We start from the raw sequence: 21831 nt of genomic DNA on the forward strand, positions 1-21831 counted from the left end.
GAACACAACGGCGCGGGGTGGAGCAGCTCGGTAGCTCGCTGGGCTCATAACCCAGAGGTCGCAGGTTCAAATCCTGTCCCCGCTACTGATGATCGAAGGCTCGGAAGCTAAGGCTTCCGGGCCTTCGGTGCGTCGGGGCCCCTGCTGTCATGAGCCCCTGGCATGTGCGAAGCGTGTGCGAACGATGCTCCCCTCGGGGGGAGTTGAGCAAACTGTGTTTCACTTGTCTCCCTGTGGGCATGTCGACAAAACGCTGAAGTGACCTCACTGGCTGCGGTATTCCAGGTGTACCCAGGTTGCAGGTGGTGCGACGATGGACGTTATGGGGGACAAGGCAACTCTGTTGGAGACAGGGCGGTTTGTGCAGTCGACAGATCGGGACGAACCCGGCGAGGCTGCGGAAGAAGCACGCCAGCGGCTGGCCGCGGAGGCCGGCGACGTCGAGGCGATGAGCGTCCTCGGCGCCATGCTGCTGCGCCGCGGAGATCTCGACGGAGCCGAGCCCCTTCTTCGTGCTGCCACCGGCGCCGGTGACCGGGCCGCGGCCAACAACCTCGGAGTCCTGCTCCACACGCGCGGCTACGCGGAAGAGGCCGCGGGCTGGTGGCGTGTCGCCGCCGTCGCGGGCTCCGCTCCCGCCGCGCACGCCCTGGGCCGTTACTTCCGCGAGCGTGGCGACGAGCCCGCCGCCGAGTACTGGCTGCGCCAGGCCGCCGAGCACGGCCACACGCTGGGCGCGTACGCGCTCGCCGATCTTCTGGAGCACCGCAGCGACGTCGGCGCCGAGCGCTGGATGCGGGTCGCCGCCGAGCGCGGGCACCGTGAGGCCGCGTACCGGCTCGCCCGCGCGCTCGACCGGAAGGGCGGCGCCGATGTGCTCGTCTCCGGCGACGGCAGGAACCCGGCAGAGGAGGCCGAGCAGTGGTACCGGCAGGCCTCCGCGCGCGGGCACCGGCGGGCCGCGCTGCACCTCGGTTCGATCCTGGAGAAGCGCGGCGAGCTGAAAGAGGCCGGGCGCTGGTATCTGACGTCCGCCAAGGACGGTGAGGCGCGCGCCGCGTGCGCTCTCGCGTTCCTGCTGCGCGACGCGGGCGACGAGGAGAGCGCCGCCGTGTGGTGGCTGCGTGCCGCCCAGGACGGCGACGGCAACGCGGCGAACGCGCTGGGCGCCCTGCACGCCGAGCGCGGCGAGACGCAGACCGCCGAGCGCTGGTACCGCGCGGCCATGGACGCGGGCGACAACAACGGCGCGTACAACCTCGGCCTGCTCTGCGCCGAGCAGCAGCGCACCGCGCAGGCCGAGGGCTGGTACCGCCGCGCCGCCTACGCGGGTCACCGCGAGGCGGCCAACGCGCTGGCGGTCCTGCTCCTGCAGAACGGGGACGCGGTCGGCGCCGAGCCCTGGTTCTCCAAGGCGGCGGAGGCCGGGAGCGTCGACGCGGCGTTCAACCTCGGGATCCTGTACGCGAGTCGGGACGACGAGGCGGCCGCGCTGCAGTGGTACGAGCGGGCCGCGGCCGGCGGGCACACCGAGGCGGCGCTGCAGGCCGGCATCGCGCGGCAGCGTGAGGGCGACGAACAGGCCGCCGAGCGGCACCTGCGGTGTGCGGCCGGGGGCGGCAGCGCAGAGGCCGCGTATCGGCTGGCCTCGCTGCTCGATGTGCGCCGGCCGCCCGCCGTTCGGCACGAGCTGGGGGAGCCCGTCACCGAGAAGAGCGAGTGCGAGGAGTGGTACGAGCGGGCTGCCGAGCACGGGCACCGTCGGGCGCAGGTGCGGGTCGGGATGCTGGCCGCCGCGCGGGGCGATGTGGTGGAGGCGGCGCGGTGGTACCGGGAGGCCGCGGAGGCCGGGTCGCGCAACGGGGCGTTCAACCTTGGGCTGTTGCTCGCCCGTGAGGGGAGTGAGCCGGAGGCGGCGCTGTGGTGGACGCGGGCGGCCGATGCGGGGCACGGGCGTGCGGCGCTGCGGCTCGCGCTGCTGTCTGCGCGGCGGGGTGACCTCGCCGAGGGGCAGAAGTGGGCGTCCCGGGCGGTCGAGTTGGGCCCTGCGGAGGTTGCGGAGCGGGCGGGGCGGTTGCGGGATGCGTTGCGGCAGGAGTTGTCGGCGTAGCGCTGCGCTCGGCCGTACCGGGGGTTCCGGCTGCACCGGGGTATCCGGCTGTGCCGGGGTATCCGGCTGTGCCGGGGTGGGGGTCGATCGAAGGCGCTGCCCGCGCCGGGGTGCCGCCTTGCCCACCCTGCCGCCCTTGGCGGCAGATTGCCCAAGGCGGCGGGGGTACCCCGTGAGGCTGAGGCCCCCCGCAGGGAGTGGTTTGCGCTGGTCGGGGGGCATGCCGTAAGGTTGTGAACACAACGGCGCGGGGTGGAGCAGCTCGGTAGCTCGCTGGGCTCATAACCCAGAGGTCGCAGGTTCAAATCCTGTCCCCGCTACTGAAAGTCCGAGGCCCGGATCCAATTGGATCCGGGCCTCGGGCGTTTTCACGGCTTGTGGCCGACCGCCTCCTCGTACAGCTTCCTGTTCACCGTCTTCGACTCCGGCAGCGGATCGCCCTCGGAGACGCCCGCCGCCTTGTACGCAGCCTGAAGCCGGTCCGTCGTGCCGGAGCGGATCTCCCAGTCCATCCGGAGGGACGGCGTCTCCTCCAGGACCTTCTTGTCCGTCTTCAGGAGACGGGCCAGTTCGGTCACGAAGGCGGGGTCCTTCTTGTAGTCGTCCCGGAAGTACGTGTTCACGGTCCGGATGTACGCGCGCAGGAACGCGACGCCCGCGTCCGGGTCCTTGCTGAGGAGGTTCGGCCCGTACAGGAGGCCGCCGAGCGGCTCGCCCTGAGGCTGTCCGCCGAGGAACGCGTAGCGCTTGTCGCCGTCGACCTTGCGCCAGATCGGGTCGAGGAGCCAGGCCGAGTCGACCCCGCCGTTCTGCAGCCCGGTCAGCACGTCGGCCGAGCCGAGCTGCTGGAACTGGACCTTGTTCAGGCCCCCGTCGTGCTTCTTCAGGGCGATGTTCATCGGGTACGAGGCGACCGAGCCCTTGCCGATCAGCGTGCCCATCTTCTTGCCCGCCATCCGGACCTGGGACGCGCTCTGCCCCTTCTTGAGGCGCACCCACAGCCCGCTCTTGGACTTGGGGTCGGGGGAGAAGTTGCCGGACACCCACTTGATGTCGAAGCCGCCGAGGATGCCGTTCATGACCGCCGCCTCCGGGGCGGCCCACTGGGCGTCGATCTCGCCCTTGGCGAGGAGGGGGAGGGCGTCGGGCGTGGGGAGGACCTTCAGCTTCACATCCAGGCCCTCCTTCTTGAACTCGCCCTTCTTGACGGCCATTTCGAGCGGGGCCACATACTCGGCGCTCAGCGTGCCCGTCGCGATCGTCAGCTTGCGCGGCTTGCTGAGCTTCACCGGGGCGGGGGCGCCCTTGTCGCAGCGGGCCGGCTTCCGGTCGGGGGAGCGGTCCGCCGGATCCGTCCAGGAGCCCTTGCCGCAGCCGGCGACCGCCTTGATCGCGCGGGGCTTGGCCGCGGCGTCGGACGAGGTGTCGTTCTTCGCGCAGGACGTCGTGCCGAGCAGCAGGGCGCCGGTCGCGAGCAGGGTCGTACCTACGTATCTGGTGCGCATGGAGCCTCCGTACACAAGAGCAGGCAAGGGCAGAGAGGAAGAGTCAGGACTGGCTGCGGCCGCGGTCGCGTGGGGCCCACGGCGTGAGGAAACGGCCTGCCAGGCGCACCAGTTCGGAGAAGAGGACGCCGAGGGCGGCGACGCAGACGATGCCGACGAACATCACGTCGTTCTGGAAGAGGGCGCGGGCGTCGAAGATCAGATGGCCCAGGCCGTCGTTCGCGGCGATCTGCTCCGAGGCGACGATGACCAGGACCGCGACGCCCGCCGCGATGCGCGCGCCCACCAGGACGGCGGGGAGCGAGGCGGGCAGCAGGATGTGCCGGAACATCTGCCAGGGGGACGCGCCGAAGACCTGGCCGGCGTCCCGGTGGCCGGTGGGGACGGAGATGACCGCCGCCATCGTGGAGATCCACACGAAGAAGAAGACCGTCGCCGCGACGAGCGCGATCTGCGGCCCCTCGCCCAGGCCGAACATGTTCAGGAAGATCGGCAGGAGGGCGAGCTTCGGCACTACGTAGAGGGCGTCGAGAAGGGGTTCGAGTGCCGCGCGGACCAGGGAGATCGACCCCATGAGGAGGCCGAGGAGGTAGCCCGACACCGTGCCGATGACGTAGCCGGCGAGGACCCGCTTCAGGGTGGCCCAGACGTCCGGCCACAGTTCGCCGTCGGCCGCGCGCTGCCAGCCGTCGGCGAGGATCGTGGACGGGGCCGGGTAGATGCGCTCGTCGATCCAGGACTGCGAGGCCGCGAGCTGCCAGAGCAGGATCAGGACCACGGGGACCGCGATCGCGAGGGAGAGTTCGAGGGCGCGGCGTTTGCGCCGGGCGCGGGTGGGGTGGAGCTCCTGGGGGCCCGGGGCGCGGACCAGGAGGCCGTCGTCCGTGGCCTTGGCCGGAATCAGGTTGGTCATGGGCGCAGCCCATTCGTTGAAAGGGCGGTGGTGGGTGACGGGAGGGAGGTCATGCCGGGACCGCCTCCTGGTGCACCTCGCCGCGCAGCAGATCCCACAACTCGCCCTTCAGGGAGGTGAATTCGGGGGTGTCGCGGATGTCTCCGGTGCGCGGGCGCTCGAACGGCGGCCTGCGCTCGGCGATCACGCGGCCGGGGCGGGCCGACATCACCAGGACCCGGTCGCCGAGGACGATCGCCTCCTCCAGGCTGTGCGTGATGAAGAGCGTGGTGGTCCGCGTCGTCTGCGTGAGCGCCAGCAGCTCGTCCTGGAGGATCGTGCGGAGCTGGGCGTCGAGGGCCGCGAAGGGCTCGTCCATGAGGAGGATCTCCGGCTCCACCGCCAGCGCCCGCGCGATCGCGACGCGCTGGCGCATGCCGCCGGAGAGGGCGGACGGGTAGGCGTCGGCGAAGTCGGCGAGGCCCATCCGGGCGAGCCAGTCGCGGGCGCGGGCGTTCGCCTCCTTGCGCGGGGTCTTCTGGATGTCGAGGCCGAAGCGGACGTTGGCCAGGACGGTTTTCCAGTCGTAGATCCCGTAGTCCTGGAAGATCATGGCCGCCGGACGAGGGCTCGTCGTACGGATCTCCAGGGTGCCGCCGGAGGGGCGGGTGAGGCCCGCGGCGATCCGGAGCAGGGTGGACTTTCCGCAGCCCGAGGGGCCGACCACGCAGACGAACTCGCCGGGAGTGACCGTCAGGTCGAGCGGTCCGAGGGCGTGCGTGGTGCCGAAAGTCCTGGTGAGTGCGCGGGCTTGGAGCTTGGGATGCATGGGCCCTCCGGGGTGCGGCGGATTCTCGTGGGCGACCGCGAGAATATGACGACCCGTCAGATTGCGGAAGGGGGTGCGTGGTTGACGCATGCACAGTGGGGACCGGTGGCCTGTGGCCGGTGGTCGCACGGCAAAAGGCCCGCACCGTGAGGTGCGGGCCTTTCGGGGTTGAGGGTTCCGGGTGAGGAGCTACGCCTTCGCGGCGCAGTTCGGGCACAGTCCCCGGTAGGTGACCTCGACGTCCGAGATCGTGAAGCCGAAGCGCTCGTCGGACGGCAGGGCCGTCAGCGGATTGCCCGTCGGGTGCACGTCGCGGATCTGGCCGCACACGTCGCAGACCAGGTGCTGGTGCGGGCGGTGCGCGTTCGGGTCGTAGCGCTTGGCGCGCTTGTCCGTCGCGACCTCGATCACCTCTCCGAGCGAGACCATCTCGCCCAGCGTGTTGTAAACGGTGGCCCGTGAGATCTCCGGCAGCCTCGCCGTCGCGCGCGCATGCACCTCGTCAGCGGTGAGGTGTACGTGGTCCCCGTCGAGGACCTCGGCCACGACGCGTCGCTGCGCGGTCATCCGCCAGCCGCGTCCGCGCAGCCGTTCCAACAGGTCACTCATAAGGACCAGCCTAACAGTCAGGGGACCTTGGCCCCGAACGGATGTGACTTTGGAGCTTTCCTTGACTTAGACATTGTCCATTGTAGGATCAAGCTCGGCTATAGCCAAGCGACAGGACGACTCGGGAAGGGCACCCAATGTCCGAGAAGCAAGAAGCACCGCCGGTCACGGACCCGAAGACGGAGGAGGCGGGCGGTTGTCCGGTCGCGCACGGCCGGGCCGCGCACCCGACGCAGGGCGGCAGCAACCGTCAGTGGTGGCCGGAGCAGCTCAATCTGAAGATCCTTGCGAAGAACCCGGCCGTGGCGAACCCTCTTGGTGAGGAGTTCGACTACGCCGAGGCTTTCAAGACCCTCGACCTGCCCGCCGTGAAGCGGGACATCGCCGAGGTGCTCACCACTTCCCAGGACTGGTGGCCGGCCGACTTCGGCAATTACGGCCCGCTGATGATCCGCATGGCGTGGCACTCCGCCGGTACCTACCGCATCAGCGACGGCCGCGGTGGCGCCGGTGCCGGGCAGCAGCGCTTCGCGCCGCTCAACAGCTGGCCGGACAACGGCAACCTCGACAAGGCCCGCCGTCTGCTGTGGCCGGTGAAGAAGAAGTACGGCCAGAGCATCTCCTGGGCCGACCTCTTGATCCTCACCGGCAATGTCGCCCTGGAGACCATGGGCTTCAAGACCTTCGGCTTCGCCGGCGGCCGCCCCGACGTGTGGGAGCCCGACGAGGACGTCTACTGGGGTCCTGAGCAGATCTGGCTGGACGACCAGCGCTACACCGGCGACCGCGATCTCGAGGACCCGCTCGGCGCCGTCCAGATGGGCCTCATCTACGTCAACCCCGAGGGTCCCAACGGGAACCCGGACCCGATCGCCGCGGCCCGCGACATCCGCGAGACGTTCCGCCGCATGGCGATGAACGACGAGGAGACCGTCGCCCTCATCGCCGGTGGCCACACCTTCGGCAAGACCCACGGTGCGGGTGACGCGGACCTCGTCGAGGCCGAGCCCGAGGGCGCCCCGATGGAGCAGATGGGCCTCGGCTGGAAGTCCGGGCACGGCTCCGGCAAGGGCCGTGACTCCATCACCTCCGGCCTCGAGGTGACCTGGACCTCCACCCCGACCAAGTGGTCCAACGAGTTCTTCAAGAACCTCTTCGGGTACGAGTGGGAGCTCACGCAGTCCCCGGCCGGCGCCAACCAGTGGGTGGCGAAGGACGCCGAGGCGACCATCCCGGACCCCGAGGACGCCTCGCAGAAGCGTCTGCCGACGATGCTGACGACCGACCTCTCGCTGAGGTTCGACCCGATCTACGAGCCGATCTCGCGGCGCTTCTACGAGAACCCCGAGGAGTTCGCGGACGCCTTCGCCCGCGCCTGGTACAAGCTGACGCACCGTGACCTGGGTCCGGCCGTCCGCTACCTCGGCCCGGAGGTTCCCTCCGAGGAGCTGCTGTGGCAGGACCCGCTGCCGGAGCGCGAGGGCGCGGTCATCGACGCCGCCGACATCGCCACGCTGAAGCAGCAGATCCTCGGCTCGGACCTCACGGTCCCGCAGCTGGTGTCCGCGGCCTGGGCCTCGGCCTCCTCCTTCCGCGGCGGCGACAAGCGCGGCGGCGCCAACGGTGCCCGCGTCCGCCTCGAGCCGCAGCGCGGCTGGGAGGTCAACGACCCGGAGAACCTCGCGCAGGTGCTGCGCACGCTCGAGGGCATCCAGCAGTCCTTCAACGCCGGCGGCGGCAAGAAGGTCTCCCTGGCCGACCTGATCGTGCTCGCGGGCTCCGCGGCCGTCGAGCAGGCCGCCAAGGACGGCGGCGTCGAGGTCGAGGTGCCGTTCACGCCGGGCCGTGTCGACGCCTCGCAGGAGAAGACCGACATCGAGTCGTTCTCCGCGCTGGAGCCGAAGGCCGACGGCTTCCGCAACTACGTGGGCAAGGCCAACCGCCTCCCGGCGGAGTTCCTGCTCACCGACAAGGCGAACCTGCTCACCCTGAGCGCGCCCGAGATGACCGTCCTCGTCGGCGGTCTGCGTGTCCTCGGCGCCAACACGGGCAAGTCGAAGCACGGCGTCTTCACCGACCGCCCCGGCACGCTGACGAACGACTTCTTCGTCAACGTGACCGACATCGGCACGGAGTGGAAGTCCACGTCCGAGGCGCAGGACGAGTTCGAGGGCCGCGTCGGTGGCGCGGTCAAGTGGACCGGCACCCGCGCCGACCTGGTCTTCGGCTCCAACTCCGAGCTGCGCGCGCTCGCCGAGGTCTACGCGAGCGACGACGCCAAGGAGAAGTTCGTGAAGGACTTCGCCGCGGCGTGGAGCAAGGTCATGGACCTGGACCGGTTCGACCTGCGCTGATCGAGAACCGTTGAGCAAAGAGGGCCGGCTCCCTTCGGGGGGAACCGGCCCTCTTTGTCGTGTCCGAGCGGCGTCGTGTCCGAACGTCGTGCCCAGGCGCCGTGCCTAAGCCGGGAGCGGGGCGGGCTGGCGCCGGGCCGGGGCCCAGCGGCGGATGATGTCGCGGACCGAGACGATGCCGACCGGCTCCTGTCCGTCGAGCACGATGAGATGCCGGAAGCCGCCGTGCGCCATGGCGGCGGCGGCCTCCTCCACGGTCCACGACGGGGCGGCGAAGACGACGTCCGTGGTGGTGTGGGTGCCTGCGGTCTCCAGGTCCGGATCCTGGTTCTGGCCCAGGGCGTTGAGGACGTCGCGCTCGGTCAGGATGCCGACGCCGATGCCGTCCGGGTCGAGGACGACGGCGGCGCCGACGTGCCGCGCGGACATCAGCCGGGCGGCCTGGCGCAGGGTGTGGTTGGGGCCGATGGTGAGGACCATCGTGCTCATGGCGTCACGGACGAGCATGGATGGAGCCACCTTCCTGTGTGAGGTACTTGTGGCACCGGGCCCGTAAGGAACGAGAACCGGTTCACAAGTTCACAAGTGGGGGGACTCTCAGAGTTGCAGGTAAAGGGAGTGCCAACAAGGGGGCGCGAGAGGTGAGTTCAGGGGCGTGAGGAGTTCAACCCGCACTCACACCGAAGCGCGCAGATAGCTCAGCAGTTGGTCGTGGAGCAGGCCGTTCGAGGCCGCCGCGTTGCCACTGTGCGGGCCGGGGCGTCCGTCGAGCCCGGTGTAGCTGCCGCCCGCCTCGGAGACGACGATCGACGGTGCCGCCATGTCCCAGAGGGAGAGCTCCGGTTCGGCGCACATCTCGATCGATCCCTCGGCGACCATCATGTACGGCCAGAAGTCCCCGTAGCCGCGCGTGCGCCACACGGCCCGCGTCAGGTCGAGGAACCCGTCGAGCCTGCCCTGCTCCTCCCAGCCGGTCAGCGAGGAGTACGCGAACGAGGCGTCCTCCAGGCGGCCCACCTTGGAGACGTGGATGCGCGACGCGGAGGTGAGGCTGCGGCCCGTGTACGCGCCCGCTCCCTTCGCCGCCCACCAACGGCGCTGCAGTGCGGGGGCGGAGACGACGCCGACGACCGGCTGGTAGCCGCCCTCGCCGGCCTCCATCAGGGAGATCAGCGTCGCCCAGACCGGGACGCCGCGCACGTAGTTCTTGGTCCCGTCGATCGGGTCGATGACCCAGCGGCGCGGGCCCGTGCCCTGGATCCCGTACTCCTCGCCCAGGATCGCGTCACGCGGCCGTGCCCGTTGAAGGTTGCCGCGGATCAACTCCTCGGCAGCCTTGTCCGCCTCGCTCACCGGAGTCATGTCCGGTTTGGTCTCCACCTTCAGGTCGAGAGCCTTGAACCGGTCCATCGTCGCGGCATCGGCGACGTCCGCGAGGACGTGGGCGAGCCGCAGATCATCTTGGTAGTCGGGCATGAGTGAACAGTATCGATCGTGGTACGCCGACTGCTACAGGGACCGATCCGACGCCGGGCCCTGTGCGCTCGACGCGGGGGATTGACACCGCGTACGAGCGCGTCAACTCTGGCCACACAGGCCTGACGAAACCCGGCGAACCGGGGAGGCGACGATGCCTGCAGCGCGGGAATCCCTACTGGAAGCGGCCTATACGGCGCTCGGGCGACGGCCGTGGGGCGGGGTGCGGATGGTCGACGTGGCAGCGGTCGCCGGGGTCTCCCGGCAGACCCTCTACAACGAGTTCGGCAGCAAGGAAGGGCTCGCTCGCGCCCTCGTGCGCCGAGAGGCAGACGCCTATCTCGCGGGCGTGGACCGGGCGTTGAAGGAGGGCGGGCTCGACGGCGTGGCCGAGTGGACCGTCGCCAGTGCGCGGCGCAATCCGCTGGTGCGGGCCGCGCTCACCGGGTGCTGGAGCGAGCGCCTGCCCGCGCCGACGCTGTCCGCCGTGCCGTCCTCCTCGTCCGTGCCGGCCCAGCGCAGAGCGGACGGGCCGCTGCCGGCGCCCGGCGACTTCGTGGTCGCGGTGCGGGACCGGAGTGTGGCCGCGCTCGGTGTGCCGGGGGTGGCGAAGAGCGAGGTGGAGGCGCTGGCGCGGGACTGCGAGGTGGCGGTGCGGCTCGCGCTGTCGTGCGTGATGGCGCCGCCGGGTGAGGGCGGGGTCGCGCGGATGGTGCGCGAGGTCGTGCGCCGGTAGCGCGGACGCTCAGGGAGCCGGTGGAACGGACGCTCGGTGGGCCGGTAGAGCGGACGCGTCAGTGCGCCGAGCCCGACAGCTGCAGGCCGATCACGCCCGCGATCACCAGGCTGATGGAGACGATCTTGAGGACCGAGACCATGTCTCCGAGGAAGACCATGCCGTAGATCGCCGTGCCGGCCGCGCCGATGCCCGTCCACACCGCGTAGGCAGGACCCACGTCGAGCTTCTTCAGGGAGAGCGTGAGGAGTCCGAAGCTGCCTAGGGCGAACGCGGCGAACGCGACCGTCGGCCACAGCCGGGTGAAGCCGTGGGAGAGCTTCAGGCAGACGGCGAATCCGGTCTCCAGGATCCCCGCGACGACGACCAGCAGCCACGCCATGTCCTTGTGCCTCCCGCGTTCCACTGATCTCTGAATGTCTGTGATCTTGCGTCCGGCTTGGTGCGATTATGCCCTTACCTGTGTGGCGCGGCAGCAAACAAGCGCGAGTTCAGTCGCCGTCCCGGCGCTCCCGTGTCGCGAGGAGGCGGCGCAGCGAGTACAGCCGGGCCGGATCCGCGTGCCCCTCCTCCACGTAGGCGTCCAGGGCGCAGTCGGGTTCGTCGTGGCTGCACGCGCGCGGGCAGTTCTCCGTGCCCGGCACCAGGTCGGGGAAGGCGTTGATGACGCGCGACGGGTCCACGTGGTGCAGTCCGAACGACCGCACGCCGGGCGTGTCGATCACCCAGCCCGCGTCCCCCGACAACGGCAGCGCGAGCGCCGACGTCGTCGTGTGCCTGCCGCGCCCGGTCACCGCGTTGACATGCCCCGTCGTACGCCGCTGATCGTCCGGCACCAGGGCGTTGACCAGCGTCGTCTTTCCGACGCCGGAGTGGCCGACGAACGCCGTGATCTTCCCGTCGAGCTGCTCGCGCACCCGCTCCACGGCCGAGCCGTCCTCCAGCTCGGTACGGCTGGTGACGACGTACGGGATGTCGAGCGCCCCGTACAGCTCGAGCATCTTGTCCGGCGGCGCCAGGTCCGACTTCGTCAGGACGAGGAGCGGGGTGAGGCCGCCGTCGAACGCCGCCACCAGGCAGCGGTCGATCATGCGCGGGCGCGGCTCGGGGTCGGCGAGCGCGGTGACAATGGCGAGCTGGTCGGCATTGGCGACGACCACCCGCTCGTACGGGTCGTCGTCGTCCGCCGTGCGGCGCAGCAGGGAGCTGCGGCCCCCGATGCGGACGATGCGCGCGAGGGTGTCCTTCTTGCCGGACAGATCGCCGACGACGGAGACCCGGTCGCCCACGACCGCCGCCTTGCGGCCCAGCTCGCGGGCCTTCATCGCGGTCACGGGGACGTCGTCGATGAGGACCGTGAGCCGGCCGCGGTCGACCGTGAGGACCATGCCCTCGGCCGCGTCCTCGTGCTTGGGTCGGATGTTGCTCCGCGGCCGGTTGCCCTTGCGGTTCGGGCGCTGCCGGATGTCGTCCTCGTCGGTGTGCTTGCCGTAGCGGCGCATCGCGGTGTACCCCTACGCCCGGTCGGTCCCGAGCATCGCGGCCCACATGTCGGGGAAGTCCGGCAGCGTCTTCGCGGTGGTCGCCACGTTCTCGATCTGTACGTCCTTGACCGCGAGGCCGATGATCGCGCCCGCGGTGGCCATGCGGTGGTCGTCGTACGTGTGGAAGATCCCGCCGTGCAGCTTGCGCGGGCGGATGTGCAGACCGTCGGCGGTCTCCGTCACATCACCGCCCAGCTCGTTGATCTCCTTGGTGAGCGCGGCAAGGCGGTCCGTCTCGTGCAGGCGCAGATGGGCGACGCCGCGCAGGGTGGACGGGGAGTCGGCCAGGGCGGCCACCGCGGCGATGCCGGGGGTCAGCTCGCCGACCTCGCTCAGGTCGACGTCGATGCCGTGGATCGACCCCGACCCGGTGAACTCGAGCCCGCGCTCGGTCAGTTCACAGCCGCCGCCCATCTGCGTGAAGATGTCGCGCAGCGCGTCGCCGGGCTGCGTGGTGTGCTCGGGCCAGTCGGGGATCGTCACCTTGCCGCCGGTGATCAGGGCCGCGGCCAGGAACGGCTGGGCGTTCGAGAGGTCCGGCTCGATGGTGATGTCCCGGCCGAGCAGGGCGCCGGGCGTGACCCGCCACACGTTCGGTTCGCCGCCCGACTCCGGGGTGTCGACCTGGGCGCCGACCGCGCGCAGCATGTCGACCGTCATGCGGATGTGCGGCATGGAGGGGAGGGCCGAGCCCGTGTGCCGGACCTCGACCCCTTGGTTGAAGCGCGGGCCCGACAGCAGCAGGGCCGAAACGAACTGGGACGACGACGAGGCGTCGATCTCCACCGGGCCGCCCTCCAGGGCGCCCCCGCCGTGCACCGTCAGCGGCAGCGCGCCGCGGCCCTCGTCGTCGATCCGGGCGCCGAGCGCGCGCAGCGCGTCGATCACGCCGTGCAGCGGACGCTCGTACGAACGGGGGTCGCCGTCGAACCGGATCGGACCGTCGGCGAGCGAGGCGACCGGCGGCAGGAAGCGCATCACGGTGCCCGCGTTGCCGACGTCGACCGTGGCGGGCCCCTGAAGGCCGGACGGGATGACGCGCCACGCCTCACCGGACCCGTCGGGCCCCACGCCTTCCTCGATGCCCACACCCATCTCGCGCAGCGCGGCCGCCATCAGCAGCGTGTCGCGGGAGCGCAGCGGGCGGCGCAGCCAGCCCGGCTCCGCGGCGAGCGCGGCGAGCACGAGCGCCCGGTTGGTGACGGATTTGGACCCCGGCACCTGAACAGTCGCGTCGACGGCTCCGCTCGCGAGAGGGGCGGGCCAGAGGGCGGTGTGGGCCGGGTTCGTGGTCATGCCCCAACTCTAGTCGGCCCCCGGGAAGGCACCTGCTCACAGCCCCAGCAGCCAGCGGCCACCGCCGAGCAGTGAGCACAGTGAGACGGCGTGGAAGAAAAACAGCCACATTCCCGCGGGGACGTGCGTGAGGCGCGAGAGCTGGTCGGCGTCGGAGTCGCCCGCGCCTCCCCTGTGGCGCTTGCGCTGCAGCTCGAAGGCGGGGCGCACGCCACCGAGGAGCAGGAACCAGACCACGGTGTACGCGAAGGCCGCCTGGACCTGCGGCCCCGCGAGCCAGGAGACGAGGACGAAGGCGCCGCCGGCGACGACGACGGTCAGCACCCCGTACGCGTTCCTGATCATCACGAGCATCGCCACGAGCAGCGCCGTGGCCAGCCACAGCAGCAGTGTGATGTGTCCCTCGGAGAGCAGCGCCGCGCCGCCGAGACCGAGCAGCGGCGGGGCCGTGTACCCGGCGGCCGCGGTCAGGATCATGCCGAGGCCGGTCGGTTTGCCGCGGCTCACGGTGAGGCCGCTGGTGTCGCCGTGCAGCCGGATGCCGTCGAGGCGGCGGCCCATCAGCAGGGCGATCAGGCCGTGGCCGCCCTCGTGGGCGATCGTGATGGCGTTACGGGACAGCCGCCAGATGCCGTGCGGGACGATCGCGGCGAGCGCGACGACGGCCGTGGCGATCGTCACCCACTGGTCGGGGTCGGACTGGGTCCCGAAGATCCGGTCCCAGAGGCTGGCGTCCATGTGTTTCGGCTGCTCCCGTTCGGGTTCGGTGGCGGGTCGGCATCTGGCACTGTGGCACGTATGTGCGGACGTTATGCATCGAGTCGCAGGCCCGAGGATCTCGCAGGAATCTTTGAGATCGAGAAGTGGGAGCCGGAGGAGGCCTATGAGGCCGATTTCAATGTGGCTCCCACCAAGGAGGTCTACGCGGTTCTCGACCGCCCGGTGAAGGACGCCGAGGCCGCCTCTCACAGTTCCTCCGCCACGGGTCGTCCGGTTCGCCAGCTGCGCAAGCTCAAGTGGGGGCTCGTGCCGTCCTGGTCCAAGACGCCGGAGGGCGGCGCCCGCATGATCAACGCGCGGGCCGAGACCGTGCACGAGAAGCCCTCGTTCCGCCGGGCCTTCACCACGCGGCGCTGCATCCTGCCCGCGGACGGCTATTACGAGTGGGTGACCGCGCCGTCCGAGCGCGACCTGGAGGTCGAGGGCAAGAAGAAGCGGCCCCGCAAGCAGCCGTACTTCGTGACGCCCGCGGACGGCTCGGTCTTCGCGATGGCCGGGCTCTACGAGTTCTGGCACGACCGCACGCTCCCGGACGAGCACCCGCTGGCCTGGTGGGTGACGTGCTCCGTGATCACCACGGAGGCGGAGACCGCTCCGCTCGGCGTCGCGCCGAAGGAGGGGCCGGGGTCCCTCGCCGACATCCACCCCCGGATGCCGCTGATGCTGACACCGGACCGGTGGGACGACTGGCTGGACCCGGCCCGTACGGACGTCGATGACCTTCGGTCGCTCCTCGCCCCTCCTCCGGAGGGGCTGATGCGGGCGTATCCCGTGTCCACGGCGGTGAGCAATGTGCGCAACAACGGCGCGGAGCTTGTTCGGGAGCTGGAGGGGCCGGAGGAGGGCACGCTCTTCTGACGCGGCCGGCCGTGGTGGACGACTCGGGGCTCTGCCCCGGACCCCGCGGGCCCTCGTCCCAGAGCGGGGCTTAAATGGCCACGTGACACGTAGCGAAATCATCCCCACCGAAACCGGCGACGCCCGTATCACCTGGCACTCCGCCAAGACCCCGAAGCTGGTGCTGGCCGTCAGTCATGGCGCCGGTGGCGGTATCGAGGCACGCGACCTCGTGGCCCTCGCCGGGGCCCTCCGCGCCCACGGAGTGAGCGTCGCTCTCGTGGAGCAGCCCTGGCGCGTCGCGGGGAAGAAGCTCGCGCCCGCCCCGAAGACGCTCGACAAGGGGTGGCGGGGCATCTGGCCCGCATTGGAGAAGCCCGGACTCCCGGTGATCGCCGGAGGCAGGAGCGCCGGCGCCCGCGTCGCCTGCCGTACCGCGGGGGAACTCGGCGCCGCCGCCGTGCTCGCGCTCAGCTTTCCGCTGCACCCGCCGGGCAAGCCGGAGAAGTCCCGTTCCGAGGAACTCCTCGGCGCGGGCGTGCCCACCCTCGTCGTACAGGGCGGCAACGACCCCTTCGGCAAGCCCGCGGAGTTCCCGGAGTCCGGCGCGTACGAACTCACCGAAGTCCCCTACGGGGACCATGGCTTCGCCGTTCCGAAGCGCGCGGACATCACCCAGGAAGAGGCCCTCTCCGTGATCACCGACGCGGTCACGAAGTGGACCGGATCACTCGTCTAGCAGCCGGGAATGTTGAGGCCGGGACGACTGTTGTGCGGACTGTCGGTGCACAGAGTTCGTACGAGAGGAAGTCCGCCGCATGGGTTCAGTCGCTTGCCCCAGCCGTGCCACCGCTCCTGACCTGGAGTGGAGCGTGCTGAGCGCGGCCAAGACCGCTCCTGTTCGGGCGGCGGGCGGACCGGATCGTCGTCTATCCTCCGATTCGAGCGGGGTCTCCTTTGGCTCCGTGACATCGCTTGAGGAGGTGGGTCCGGTCACAGGGACCGACGCAGGGACCGAGCACGGCCACGCGGAGGAGCGCCCCGAGACTCCCGGGAACGGGGAGAGCACCGCTGAGCGCAACGCGCGCTTCGAGCGGGACGCGCTGGAATTTCTCGACCAGATGTATTCGGCGGCCCTGCGCATGACGCGCAACCCGGCCGACGCCGAGGACCTGGTGCAGGAGACGTATGCGAAGGCGTACGCCTCGTTCCACCAGTTCCGTGAGGGCACGAACCTCAAGGCGTGGCTGTACCGGATCCTTACGAACACTTTCATCAACTCGTACCGCAAGAAGCAGCGCGAGCCCCAGCGCAGTGCCGCCGAGGAGATCGAGGACTGGCAGCTGGCCCGGGCCGAGTCGCACATGTCGACCGGTCTGCGCTCCGCCGAGTCGCAGGCGCTCGACCACCTGCCCGACTCGGACGTGAAGCGGGCGCTCCAGGCGATCCCCGAGGAATTCCGCATCGCGGTCTATCTCGCGGACGTAGAGGGCTTTGCGTACAAGGAGATCGCGGACATCATGGGAACACCCATCGGTACGGTGATGTCCCGGCTGCACCGTGGCCGTCGCCAGCTGCGCGGCATGCTGGAGGACTACGCCCGTGATCGCGGGCTCGTCCCGGCCGGTGCCGGTCAGGCGAACGAAGCGAAAGGCTCGGGCTCATGAGCTGCGGAGAGCCGCACGAGACGGACTGCAGTGAAGTCCTGGACCATCTCTACGAGTTCCTCGACCACGAGATGCCGGACAGTGACTGCACCAAGTTCGAGGTGCACTTCGAGGAGTGCTCCCCGTGCCTGGAGAAGTACGGCCTTGAGCAGGCCGTGAAGAAGCTGGTGAAGCGGTGCTGCGGTCATGACGACGTGCCCACCGATCTGCGGGCCAAGGTCATGGGGCGGATCGAAGTGATCCGCTCGGGCCAGGTCACGCCCGAAGAGGGCATGGGCAATCCGCTCGCCTGAGGCGCCTGTCGCCTGAAGTGGCTTCGTCTGAAGCGCCTGTTGCCCGAAGTGCCTGCTGAACCGGGCCCCGTTCACCCGATCGTGCGAATCCGGGGCCCGAGGTCCGGGCAATCCCCGTGATGCGGCGCGAGCGCCTTCCCGCCCGTCCTATCCTCCCTGAACTGGACGCCTTGGGGAGGGAGTTGGGGCATGCGGTCGGTTCCGCTCGTGGCCCGTGCGTATGTGCTCCTGACCGCCGGCGTCGCCGTGGTCTGCGCCGCCCCCGCGTTCTCCGCCACCACGTCGTGGCCCGGCGTCGCGCTGCTCGCGTTCCTCTACGCGGGGTGTGAGCAGCTCGGCCGCTGCCGGCTCGTCGGGCGGCGCGCCCCCAAGGGGATGGGCACCTTCTTTCCCGTACTGCTCGCCGGGGCGTTTCTGCTGCCGCCGGCCGCCGCCGCGCTCGTCGCCCTGCCCGGCGCCCTGCTCACCTCGGTCGAGCGGCGGCCCGCGTGGCTGCGCAAGGTGTGGCGCGCGGCCCAACTCGCCCTCGCCTCCTGGGCCGCGGCCCGGGTCTTCGGCGCGCTCGGCGGGCCCGAAGCGGTCGCCGACCCCCGGTTCCCGTACGCGCTCGTACCCGGTGGCGCCGCGGTCCTCGCGTTCTGCGCCACACTCACCGTGCTCGACGGGGGCGTGCTCGCCTCCGCGGAGCGGGTCCCGGTGCGCAGCGCCTGGCGCGGGCTCTTCCTGCGGATGCTCGCGCCGGTGGCCGCGCACGGGCTCGCGGGCCTGGTGATGGCGACGATGTGGACGAGTTCGTACGGTCCGCTCGCCGCGCTGCTCGTGCTCCTGCCGATGTACATCTCCTGCTGGGTGTTCGCCCAGTACCAGCGGGAGTGGTCGGCCCACCAGGCCACGATCCGGGCGCTCGTGCAGGCCGTCGACATCAAGGACGGCTATACGCGCGGGCACAGTGAGCGGGTCGGGCAGGCGTCGATGATGATCGCGCGCGAGCTCGGGATGGCGGGGGAGCGGGTGGAGGCGCTGCGGTTCGCCGGGATCCTGCACGACGTGGGGAAACTCGGCGTGCCCACACGGTTGTTGCGCAAGGACGGGCCGCTGACACCCGAGGAGCGCGAGGTCATTCAGCTGCATCCCGAGTACGGGCACGAGATGGTGCGGGGGATCGCGTTCCTGGGCGAGGCGCGGGCGGCGATTCTGCATCACCATGAGCGGCTCGACGGGAGCGGGTATCCGTACGGGCTCGTGGGGGCGCAGATTCCGGAGTTCGCGCGGGTGGTGGCGGTGGCCGACGCGTTCGACGCGATGACTTCCACGCGGACGTATTCGCGGGCGCGGCCCGTTCCGGTGGCGTTGTCGGAGCTGGAGCGGTGCGCCGGTTCGCAGTTCGATCCGGTGATGGTGGGGGCGCTGGTGCGGGTGCTTGAGCGGGACGGGTGGCATCCCGTGGTCACGGCGGACGAGGCGGTGGTGCCACCGCCCCGCCCGGAAAGCGTCGCCGTCCCGCCGGCGGCGTCCCGGTGACGGGGGCCGAGCCGGAGCGTGGCGCGGGGGCCCCGGACCCGTTGCGCGGCACGGCGGGGAGACGGTTGTCCGGCTTGCTGGTGGTGGTGTTCGGGGTGGCTGTGGTGGTTGCCGCCGTGGCTGTGGGGGACACCGTTTGGCACGGCGTTGTCGAGCGGGGGAACGCGCTGGCGTTCGGGGTGCTCGTCGCCGTGGGGGAGCTGGCGCGGTGGGGTGGCGCAGAGGACCGGGAGGCCGCGCCGCTCGGGGCCGCGGGGGCGCTCGCGTACGCCTTGCTCGGGGAGGTCGCGGGGCGGCCCACGCACCACGGCGCACTACAGGTCGTCGCAATCGTCGTCGCGGGCACGCTCGTCGGCTGCATACCGCATGTGGCGCGCGGAAAGGGTGCCTCGCTCGACCATGTGACGCGCCGCGTGCTCACCGTCGCGTTCGCCGCCGTCTGCTTCCAACCGCTGTACAACCAGGGCGTGTTGGCGGAGTGGTTCGGGGACGGGGCGTACTACGCGCTGTTGATCGTCGGGCTCCTAGTGCTGACCGCGTTGTGCGATGCCGTGCTCGCCGCCGTCATGGCGCACGCCAGGACGCGCTGGCCGTTCGGCCCGCTGCTGCGCGACGAGCTGCGGGCGATGCTCGGGATCGGGTCGGCCGTGTGCGCGACGGGCGCCGTCATGGCGCTCGCCGTCGCCGTCGCCGGGCTGTGGGCGCTGCCCCTGATCAGCCTGCCGCTGCTGCTCACCCAGTTGGCGTTCCGGCGGTACGCCGTGGTCAAGGCCACGTACCGGCAGACCATCACCTCACTGGCCCGCGCCACCGAGATCGCCGGCTACACCCCGCACGGGCACGCCCGCCGGGTGGCCGCGCTCAGCCGGGCCGTCGGCCGCGACCTGGGCCTCTCCCAGCCGGACCTGTCGGTGCTCGAGTACGCGGCGCTGATGCACGACATCGGGCAGCTCTCGCTCGTCGACCCGGTGGCCGAGGGCGCCACCGCCGCGCTGCCGCCCGCCCAGCAGCGGCGGATCGCCCTGCTCGGCGGCGCCGTCGTCCGTCAGACCGGGGTGGACACCCAGGTGGCGGTGGTGGTCGAGCGGCAGGCGGACCCGTACCGCGAGCAGCCGCTCATCGCCCGGATTGTGCGGACAGCGAACGCGTACGACGAGATGGCCAGGGAACAGGGACCTCAGGGGCCGCTCAGGGCCCTGGAAAGCCTGCGTCTGGCCACGGGGCGCGACTACCAGCCAGAGGTCGTGGAGGCGCTGGCCAGGGTGGTTGGAACGCCCGGTCTGAGCCTAGGGTCGGTTGGGTAACCCATGGGTAATGAGCGGTCGTCCGACCGTACGTGGTTGGATGCAAAGCAAGGTAGAACACGCAGAAACTCAGAGACCGGAGGCCCAGGCCTCGAGCATCGGCAGGCGGGAATCGTGAGGATCTTCGGCAAGGGACGGCACCGGCCCTCCGCCTCCTGGCGGCAGGCCACGGATCGCGCGTTCACGCTGATCGGCGACGGCCGGTACGAGGACGCGGGAGCGCTGCTCACGCGGGCCGCCGACCTGGAGCCCTGGCTGTCGGAGTCCTGGTTCAACCTCGCGCTGCTGCACAAGTTCCGGCACGACTGGGAGCAGGCCCGCACCACCGGCCTGCGGGCCGTCGCCCTGCTCGAGAAGGAGGGCGGGGCCCCGGACTGGTGGAACGTGGGCATCGCCGCCACCGCCCTGCAGGACTGGCCGCTCGCGCGCAGGGCCTGGCAGGCGTACGGGCTGAAGGTGCCGGGCGGCGCCGCCGCTGCCGGGGAGCCGACCGGGATGGACCTCGGGAGCGCCGCGGTGCGGCTGTCGCCGGAGGGCGAGGCGGAGGTGGTGTGGGGGCGCAGGCTCGACCCCGCGCGCATCGAGCTGCTCTCCATCCCGCTGCCGTCGTCCGGGCGGCGCTGGGGCGAGGTCGTGCTGCACGACGGCGTCCCGCACGGGGAGCGGACCACGGCGGCCGGGCACTCGTACCCGGTCTTCGACGAGATCGAACTGTGGGCGCCCTCGCCGGTTCCCACCTGGGTGGTGCTGCTCGAGGCCGCCACCGAGGACGACCGGGACGCGCTGGAGCGGCTGGCCGCCGACGCGGGATTCGCCGCCGAGGACTGGTCGTCGTCCGTGCGGCTGCTGTGCCGGACGTGTTCGGAGTCGCGGATGCCGTCCGACGAGGGGGACGGTACGCATCTCGATCCGCACGACCACAGTGAGCCGGGGCATCCCGGGCCCCTTGGGCATCGGACCGATGGGCAGCTGTGGGTGCCGGAGCGGGAGTGCGGTGTGGCTGCGCCGGCTTCTCTGGTGCGGGGGTTGCTCGACGGGTGGGTGGCGGATTCGCCGGACTCGCGTGACTGGCGGGATCTCGAAGAGGTTTGTTAGGTGCGGGTGGGCGCGGGGCGGGTTTTTGTTGGTCGCCCCCGCCGCCCCTTCCCGTCCCGTCCCCGGGGGCTGCGCCCCGGGCCCCCGTGTCGCTGAAAGTACCCTGTAAGGGTTCCACCTCGTTGTTTCCCTCTCGTTGTTTCCCTAGGAAGGCGTTCGTCCGTCATGGCTCAGCAGGACACCGATCAGCAGCACGGCGGCGTGCTTCCCGTGGATGACGAGGGTTTCGTCGTCGACACCGAGGACTGCGAGGCCCGGGAGGCGGCGTACCGGGAGCGCGGCACGTCGCGGCCGATCACCGTCGTCGGGAACCCGGTGCTGCACAAGGAGTGCAAGGACGTCACCGAGTTCGACGACGAGCTGGCAAAGCTCGTCGACGACATGTTCGCGAGCCAGCACACCGCCGAGGGCGTGGGCCTCGCCGCCAACCAGATCGGTGTGGACCTGAAGGTCTTCGTGTACGACTGCCCGGACGACGACGGCATGCGGCACACCGGCGTCGTCTGCAACCCGGTCCTGCGCGAGCTGCCGACCGACCAGCGCCGCCTCGACGACTCCAACGAGGGCTGCCTGTCCGTGCCGACCGCGTACGCCGAACTCGCCCGCCCCGACTACGCGGTGGTCGACGGCCGGGACGAGAAGGGCAACCCGATCACCGTGCGCGGCACCGGCTACTTCGCGCGCTGCCTGCAGCACGAGACCGACCACCTGTACGGGTACCTGTACATCGACCGTCTCTCGAAGCGTGAGCGCAAGGACGCGTTGAAGCAGATGGAGGAGGGGACGCCGCGTTACCCGGTGGTCCCCAACAGCTGAGCAACTACCTTTCCCTCATGGGGGAGTTGAGGCGTCAGACGGCGTCCGGTGCGGAAGTGACCTCCGTCCGGGCGCCGTTCGCATGTGCGGGCAGGGGTACCCGGCCCGGACGCGTATCGCCCGAATCCGGTCATGGCAGGTGAAGAATCAGGAAGTGTGGGGTAGTG

21 protein-coding genes and 2 tRNA genes are annotated in these 21831 nt (G+C 70.8%); 13 read left to right on the forward strand and 10 right to left on the reverse strand.

Going from position 1 to position 21831, the window contains the following annotated elements; all coding sequences use genetic code 11:
• Positions 1-11 precede the first annotated feature (11 nt).
• From OHA73_RS28135 to OHA73_RS28145, 3 genes are all read left to right on the forward strand, one after another.
• Positions 12-85: transfer RNA gene (locus tag OHA73_RS28135), tRNA-Met, on the forward strand.
• Positions 86-313: 228 nt separating this feature from the next.
• The gene (locus OHA73_RS28140) at positions 314-2110 is read left to right on the forward strand and encodes a tetratricopeptide repeat protein (protein ID WP_327656435.1); all 1797 of its coding nucleotides are present in this window, start codon (positions 314-316) and stop codon (positions 2108-2110) included.
• A 246-nt stretch (positions 2111-2356) separates the two neighbouring features.
• A tRNA-Met gene (locus OHA73_RS28145) sits at positions 2357-2430 on the forward strand.
• Positions 2431-2478: 48 nt separating this feature from the next.
• On the opposite strand, the gene OHA73_RS28150 is transcribed toward OHA73_RS28145, so the two are convergent.
• The 4 genes from OHA73_RS28150 to OHA73_RS28165 all read right to left on the reverse strand — a co-directional run bounded on the left by OHA73_RS28150 (position 2479) and on the right by OHA73_RS28165 (position 5945).
• Complete coding sequence (locus OHA73_RS28150; protein ID WP_327656436.1) at positions 2479-3615, reverse strand: ABC transporter substrate-binding protein; 1137 nt, start codon at positions 3613-3615, stop codon at positions 2479-2481.
• 43 nt (positions 3616-3658) lie between these two features.
• Positions 3659-4528, reverse strand: a complete 870-nt coding sequence (locus tag OHA73_RS28155) for an ABC transporter permease (protein ID WP_327656437.1) — start codon at positions 4526-4528, stop codon at positions 3659-3661.
• A gap of 49 nt (positions 4529-4577) precedes the next feature.
• Complete coding sequence (locus OHA73_RS28160) at positions 4578-5336, reverse strand: ABC transporter ATP-binding protein (RefSeq protein ID WP_266713884.1); 759 nt, start codon at positions 5334-5336, stop codon at positions 4578-4580.
• A 189-nt stretch (positions 5337-5525) separates the two neighbouring features.
• Positions 5526-5945: a Fur family transcriptional regulator gene (locus tag OHA73_RS28165; protein ID WP_266713886.1), complete on the reverse strand. Its 420-nt coding sequence runs from the start codon at positions 5943-5945 to the stop codon at positions 5526-5528.
• Positions 5946-6082: 137 nt separating this feature from the next.
• Between OHA73_RS28165 and katG the strand changes: the two genes are divergently transcribed.
• Entirely contained in the window at positions 6083-8299 is a 2217-nt protein-coding gene (gene katG / locus OHA73_RS28170; protein ID WP_266713888.1) for a catalase/peroxidase HPI, read from the forward strand.
• A gap of 105 nt (positions 8300-8404) precedes the next feature.
• On the opposite strand, the gene OHA73_RS28175 is transcribed toward katG, so the two are convergent.
• Positions 8405-8806 (reverse strand): CBS domain-containing protein, encoded by a 402-nt coding sequence (locus OHA73_RS28175; RefSeq protein ID WP_327656438.1) that lies wholly within the window; start codon positions 8804-8806, stop codon positions 8405-8407.
• A 168-nt stretch (positions 8807-8974) separates the two neighbouring features.
• Positions 8975-9775: a histidinol-phosphatase gene (gene hisN, locus OHA73_RS28180; protein WP_266713892.1), complete on the reverse strand. Its 801-nt coding sequence runs from the start codon at positions 9773-9775 to the stop codon at positions 8975-8977.
• Positions 9776-9929: 154 nt separating this feature from the next.
• On the opposite strand from hisN, the gene OHA73_RS28185 reads away from it, so the two are divergent.
• Positions 9930-10511, forward strand: a complete 582-nt coding sequence (locus OHA73_RS28185) for a TetR/AcrR family transcriptional regulator (RefSeq protein WP_266713894.1) — start codon at positions 9930-9932, stop codon at positions 10509-10511.
• Between the two features lie 58 nt (positions 10512-10569).
• On the opposite strand, the gene OHA73_RS28190 is transcribed toward OHA73_RS28185, so the two are convergent.
• The 4 genes from OHA73_RS28190 to OHA73_RS28205 all read right to left on the reverse strand — a co-directional run bounded on the left by OHA73_RS28190 (position 10570) and on the right by OHA73_RS28205 (position 14089).
• Complete coding sequence (locus tag OHA73_RS28190; protein WP_266713896.1) at positions 10570-10893, reverse strand: DMT family transporter; 324 nt, start codon at positions 10891-10893, stop codon at positions 10570-10572.
• Positions 10894-11002: 109 nt separating this feature from the next.
• Positions 11003-12013: a ribosome small subunit-dependent GTPase A gene (gene rsgA / locus OHA73_RS28195; RefSeq protein ID WP_266713897.1), complete on the reverse strand. Its 1011-nt coding sequence runs from the start codon at positions 12011-12013 to the stop codon at positions 11003-11005.
• 12 nt (positions 12014-12025) lie between these two features.
• Positions 12026-13351 carry a 3-phosphoshikimate 1-carboxyvinyltransferase gene (gene aroA, locus OHA73_RS28200; protein ID WP_266713899.1) on the reverse strand — a complete coding sequence of 442 codons (1326 nt, stop codon included), beginning with the start codon at positions 13349-13351 and terminating at the stop codon, positions 12026-12028.
• A gap of 36 nt (positions 13352-13387) precedes the next feature.
• Positions 13388-14089 (reverse strand): M50 family metallopeptidase, encoded by a 702-nt coding sequence (locus OHA73_RS28205; protein WP_266713901.1) that lies wholly within the window; start codon positions 14087-14089, stop codon positions 13388-13390.
• Positions 14090-14149: 60 nt separating this feature from the next.
• Here OHA73_RS28205 and OHA73_RS28210 point away from each other — a divergent pair, with 60 nt between their 5' ends.
• From OHA73_RS28210 to def, 8 genes are all read left to right on the forward strand, one after another.
• A complete protein-coding gene (locus OHA73_RS28210; RefSeq protein ID WP_327656439.1) occupies positions 14150-14989 on the forward strand; it encodes an SOS response-associated peptidase in 840 nt (279 codons plus the stop codon).
• Between the two features lie 82 nt (positions 14990-15071).
• Positions 15072-15707: an alpha/beta hydrolase family protein gene (locus tag OHA73_RS28215; protein ID WP_327656440.1), complete on the forward strand. Its 636-nt coding sequence runs from the start codon at positions 15072-15074 to the stop codon at positions 15705-15707.
• A gap of 244 nt (positions 15708-15951) precedes the next feature.
• Positions 15952-16635, forward strand: a complete 684-nt coding sequence (gene sigR, locus OHA73_RS28220; protein ID WP_266718852.1) for an RNA polymerase sigma factor SigR — start codon at positions 15952-15954, stop codon at positions 16633-16635.
• Positions 16632-16928: a mycothiol system anti-sigma-R factor gene (gene rsrA, locus OHA73_RS28225; RefSeq protein WP_266713907.1), complete on the forward strand. Its 297-nt coding sequence runs from the start codon at positions 16632-16634 to the stop codon at positions 16926-16928. The genes sigR and rsrA overlap by 4 nt, the downstream gene beginning before the upstream one ends.
• 189 nt (positions 16929-17117) lie before the next feature.
• Complete coding sequence (locus OHA73_RS28230) at positions 17118-18449, forward strand: HD-GYP domain-containing protein (protein ID WP_327656441.1); 1332 nt, start codon at positions 17118-17120, stop codon at positions 18447-18449.
• Positions 18450-18514: 65 nt separating this feature from the next.
• Positions 18515-19753 (forward strand): HD-GYP domain-containing protein, encoded by a 1239-nt coding sequence (locus OHA73_RS28235; protein ID WP_443063135.1) that lies wholly within the window; start codon positions 18515-18517, stop codon positions 19751-19753.
• A gap of 114 nt (positions 19754-19867) precedes the next feature.
• A complete protein-coding gene (locus OHA73_RS28240) occupies positions 19868-20848 on the forward strand; it encodes a tetratricopeptide repeat protein (protein WP_266713911.1) in 981 nt (326 codons plus the stop codon).
• 165 nt (positions 20849-21013) lie between these two features.
• A complete protein-coding gene (def, locus tag OHA73_RS28245; protein WP_266713913.1) occupies positions 21014-21664 on the forward strand; it encodes a peptide deformylase in 651 nt (216 codons plus the stop codon).
• Positions 21665-21831: the final 167 nt, after the last annotated feature.

Origin of the sequence: Streptomyces sp. NBC_00483 (assembly GCF_036013745.1) — a bacterium.
GTDB lineage: Bacteria > Actinomycetota > Actinomycetes > Streptomycetales > Streptomycetaceae > Streptomyces.

Coding starts and splice junctions, on each gene's coding strand:
- OHA73_RS28150 (WP_327656436.1), bottom strand. CDS start 3,615: ATGCGCACCAGATACGTAGGTACGACCCTGCTCGCGACCGGCGCCCTG.
- OHA73_RS28190 (WP_266713896.1), bottom strand. CDS start 10,893: ATGGCGTGGCTGCTGGTCGTCGTCGCGGGGATCCTGGAGACCGGATTC.
- OHA73_RS28230 (WP_327656441.1), top strand. CDS start 17,118: ATGCGGTCGGTTCCGCTCGTGGCCCGTGCGTATGTGCTCCTGACCGCC.
- OHA73_RS28185 (WP_266713894.1), top strand. CDS start 9,930: ATGCCTGCAGCGCGGGAATCCCTACTGGAAGCGGCCTATACGGCGCTC.
- OHA73_RS28210 (WP_327656439.1), top strand. CDS start 14,150: ATGTGCGGACGTTATGCATCGAGTCGCAGGCCCGAGGATCTCGCAGGA.
- hisN (WP_266713892.1), bottom strand. CDS start 9,775: ATGCCCGACTACCAAGATGATCTGCGGCTCGCCCACGTCCTCGCGGAC.
- katG (WP_266713888.1), top strand. CDS start 6,083: ATGTCCGAGAAGCAAGAAGCACCGCCGGTCACGGACCCGAAGACGGAG.
- OHA73_RS28205 (WP_266713901.1), bottom strand. CDS start 14,089: ATGGACGCCAGCCTCTGGGACCGGATCTTCGGGACCCAGTCCGACCCC.
- OHA73_RS28140 (WP_327656435.1), top strand. CDS start 314: ATGGACGTTATGGGGGACAAGGCAACTCTGTTGGAGACAGGGCGGTTT.
- def (WP_266713913.1), top strand. CDS start 21,014: ATGGCTCAGCAGGACACCGATCAGCAGCACGGCGGCGTGCTTCCCGTG.
- OHA73_RS28165 (WP_266713886.1), bottom strand. CDS start 5,945: ATGAGTGACCTGTTGGAACGGCTGCGCGGACGCGGCTGGCGGATGACC.
- rsrA (WP_266713907.1), top strand. CDS start 16,632: ATGAGCTGCGGAGAGCCGCACGAGACGGACTGCAGTGAAGTCCTGGAC.
- OHA73_RS28175 (WP_327656438.1), bottom strand. CDS start 8,806: ATGCTCGTCCGTGACGCCATGAGCACGATGGTCCTCACCATCGGCCCC.
- OHA73_RS28155 (WP_327656437.1), bottom strand. CDS start 4,528: ATGACCAACCTGATTCCGGCCAAGGCCACGGACGACGGCCTCCTGGTC.
- aroA (WP_266713899.1), bottom strand. CDS start 13,351: ATGACCACGAACCCGGCCCACACCGCCCTCTGGCCCGCCCCTCTCGCG.
- rsgA (WP_266713897.1), bottom strand. CDS start 12,013: ATGCGCCGCTACGGCAAGCACACCGACGAGGACGACATCCGGCAGCGC.
- OHA73_RS28160 (WP_266713884.1), bottom strand. CDS start 5,336: ATGCATCCCAAGCTCCAAGCCCGCGCACTCACCAGGACTTTCGGCACC.